This window comes from Bartonella sp. AP20NXHL (assembly GCF_042196165.1).
Taxonomy (GTDB): Bacteria; Pseudomonadota; Alphaproteobacteria; order Rhizobiales; family Rhizobiaceae; genus Bartonella.
Genome location: NZ_JBHIPV010000043.1, coordinates 1 through 4,078 on the forward strand (window position 1 = coordinate 1; position 4,078 = coordinate 4,078).

At 39.5% G+C, this 4,078-nt stretch carries 1 pseudogene; it reads right to left on the minus strand.

Features of this window, described 5'->3' with window-relative positions:
- Nucleotides 1-4,052 (minus strand): annotated as a pseudogene (locus ACFILL_RS08790) (hypothetical protein); the annotation flags it as partial.
- Nucleotides 4,053-4,078 lie beyond the last annotated feature (26 nt).

The window sequence follows — 4,078 nt, forward strand, 5'->3', positions numbered from 1 at the left end:
ACACTCGTGTAATCAATGCCGCCATTATCACCATCTTTTTTATCGTAATGAACAACAGCTGAATCATCAGACTGAAGGCTGCTAGAAAGTTCCTTCAGACTTGCATCAAGCTGACCCTTGTTAACGGCATCATTATTATCTTTTGCATCCTCTACACCAGAAATAACCCGTTTCACACCGCTTTTGTTTGCAACATTAATTACAGTGCCATTTGTTTCCTTACCAACAGTGATAGGAGCCGTCTCATCATCCTGCTTGACAAGGCTTTCACTCACTACATTCGTTACATCATTATGAACATTCGTGACAGAACTACTAATATCAGAAAGTGCTTCCGCTACACTCTTATAACTTTCTTCACTTTCTGTCCCTTCTGCATTAACTTTCTTGATTACAAAATTTGGAGCCTTCCATTGTCCATCTTTATCATAACCTGCTCCTCCACCAAAATACGTCGCAAATGTCTGATTCATTGAATAAAGCTGACTACCCGTTACAGCATCTGTTGATTTAGCGCTAATCTCACCATTTGCTAGAAACGTAATTCTACTGTTTTCTTGTGTCCTTACAGCTCTGCCTTTTTCTTCTTGCTTCTTCTCATGACGCGCTACAAACGCATTGGCTTCCTTGCTCCAATTCAAAGAATCCTGCGCTACCCCTTCAGAAACTTCCTTAATCCGTGCATTTACATTCTTGATATTATCATCAAGACCAATAAATGCGCTACCAACATTTTCAAAACTAGCACTTGCTACCGAACCATCCGTATCAACCTTCGATAACTTGTAGGTTGGTCCTGTAAACGTACCGCCAACAAATTTTGCATCACCACCAAGGAATTTAGCTACATTCTGAGAAATTGTGTTGATCTGACTACCATTAATCGCATCATGTGAACTCTCACCAATGGCACCATCTTTTACATTATGAAGTGCAACTGGTCCTGCATCCTTACCTTTACCTAAAGTCACACTCGTGTAATCAATGCCGCCATTATCACCATCTTTTTTATCGTAATGCACAACAGCTGAATCATCAGACTGAAGGCTGGTAGAAAGTTCCTTCAGACTTGCATCAAGCTGACCTTTGTTAACAGCTTCATTATCCTTTGTTGCTTCACCAACACCTGAAAGAGTCCGATCCGTACCAGTCTTGTTGGCTATATTGATTTCACTGCCTTCTACTTCTTTACCAATAGTGATAAGATTTGTATCTGCATCTTTCTTAACAAGGCTATCTCCTCTAACATTGTTAATTTCATTGTTAATTTGTTTTGTAATCTCATTTTTAACATTTGTGATAGAACTACCAACCCCTGTTAAAGCACTCGCTACATCAGGATAATTCTGATCTTTAGATCCACCATCAGCATCAAAGGTCTTGACCGTGAATTTAGGATTCGTCCATTTACCTTCTGTATATTCAGCGCCACCACCTAAATAAGTTGCAACAGTCTTATTCGTCTCAAAAAGCTGAGAACCATTGATCGCATCACTTGAGCTTGAAGAAACCTCTCCATTGGAAAGAAATGTAATCTTACTCTTACTTTCCTTCTCTCCATGTGTTGCTACAAACGCCTTGTCAGAATCACTCCACAACAATGCATTCTGCTTAATATTTTCAGTAACCTCCGTGTTGTTTTGGGTAAACTCTTTTTGAAGATTCTCAAAAGATGTTCCTACACCCTCAAAAGCTTCCGATACAGTATTATACTTCTTCTCTTCAACTTTAGTACCATCCTCATTAATGGTCTTAATCTTGAAGCTTGGAGCTGTCCAAGCGCCACCGGCATAACTAGCATGACCACCTAAAGACTGCGCAACACTGTCACCTAGAGCATATAGCTGATTTCCTGCTACAGCATCGCTTGAAGTTCCACTAACGTCTCCGTTGGCAAGATGTTTAATCTTGCTGCTCACTCTTTTATCTTCTTTTCCATGCTGTGCCACAAAGGCCCCTTCAGCATCACTCCACAACAACGCATCGCCTTGAACTTCTTGCGTAATATTACTTAGTTTTTCATTAAACTTTTTGACCTCATTAGACAGATGTTTATTCACATTTATGAAGTTCGTATCAATTCCTGCAAAAGCAGAGCCTACATCATTATAGGATTCGCTTGTCACTTCACCATCTTCAGAAACTTTCGACACCGTATAAGTGGGATCTTTAAACTTCTCACCATCAAAGGATACGCTGCCACCTAAAATCTTTGATAAATCTGCAGCTATGGTATGAAGCTGACCTCCCGTAACCGCATCATTCGAGCCTGATACTATAGAGCCAGCCGCAAGTGATGTGATCTTGCTGTTTTCCTTTTTACCTTCTTCCGTTTTATGCTGTGCGACAAAGGCGTTACTCTCATTACTCCATAATAAAGAATCTTGTGCAACTCCTTCTGAGACTTCCTTAATGCGAGCGTTAACAGTCTTGATATTTGTATCAAGTCCTTTAAAGGCTTTTTCAACACCTTCATACGGTTTATCTGTTACCTCACCGTCTTTAGAAACTGTCGATAAGTCATAGCTGGGAACTGTAAAAGTGCCATCAGCACTAAACGATGATTTGCCACCTAAAATCTTTGATAAACTTGCAGCTATGGTATTAATCTGACCACCCGTAACAGCATCGCTCGAACCTGATACTATAGAACCATCAGCCAGCGATGTGATCTTGCTGTTTTCCTTTTTACCTTCTTCCGTTTTATGCTGTGCGACAAAGGCATTGGCTTCATCATTCCATAACAAAGCATCTTTCTCAATATGTTGAGAACTATCAGTTATTTTTTTATTAAAATCATTGATCGTATTCGTTATACGCGTATTCACATTCCCAAGGCTATAATCAAGCGCCGAAAGAGCTGAACCAACATTATGATGACTATTTGGCGATACATCTACATCACCAGTTTTTCTAATGTCATGTACCCCATAAGATGGTTCACTGAAAGCACCATTACTAAAAGCTGCATTCCCACCTAAGAACTTAGCAATATCACCGCCTATTTTATTAATCTGCTGACCATTAATTGCATCATAGGATTCTGAAGATATTACACCCTTAGCAACATTATGGAGTGCAACAGGTGTCTTGTCTTTACCACCCAAAGTTATACTCATATAATTAGGGGCACCATCCTTCTGTTTATCGTAATGAACAACGGCTGAATCATCAGACTGAAGGCTGGTAGAAAGATCCTTTAAACCTTTATCTAGCTGACCTTTATTAACCGCTTCATTATTCTTCGTTGCTGCCTTCACACCAGAAAGAGTTCGATCTGCTTTGCTACTATTAGCGATATTGATTTCACTGCCTTCTACTTCTTTACCAATAGTGATAAGATTGGTTGCTTGATCTTTCTTAACAAGGCTATCACCTTTCACATTGGCAATCTCATTATTAATCTCTTTGCTGATCTCATTTCTAATATTTGTGAAAGAATTACCAACTCCAGCCAAAGCATCCGCCACATTGCTATAAGTTTTCTCTTCAGAGTTACCATCATCCTTAACTGTCGTAACCTTAAAACTTGGAGCTTTCCACTGTCCTTGCTCACCATAACCAGCACCACCACCAAAATAGGTTGCAAGTTGTTCGTTCAGCGAATAAAGCTGACCACCCGTGACAGCATCCGTTGAATCTTTAGAAACATCACCATCTAAAAGAAACGTAATTCTACTGTTTTCTTGTGTCCTTACAGCTCTGCCTTTTTCTTCTTTGCTCTTTTCATGACGTGCTACAAAGGCATTAGCTTTATCGTTCCATAACAAAGCATCACCTTTAACTTGCTGAGTAATATTCGTTATGTTTTTAGTAAGTTCGCTAAACTTATTTGTTACATTATCATTGACATTCTTGATATTGCTATCAAGCTGGCTTTTGTTAACAGCGTCATTATTGTTCTTTGCTTCCCCAACACCAGAAATTATCCGATCAGCACCGCTTTCATTTGCAATATTGATTTCTGCGCCACCTACTTTTGCACCAATAGTGAGACGACTCGTTGTCTTATCTTGCTGAACAAAGCTCTCGCTTTCCACTTTGGTAATCACATTATTAACCTGTTCAGTCAATTTAT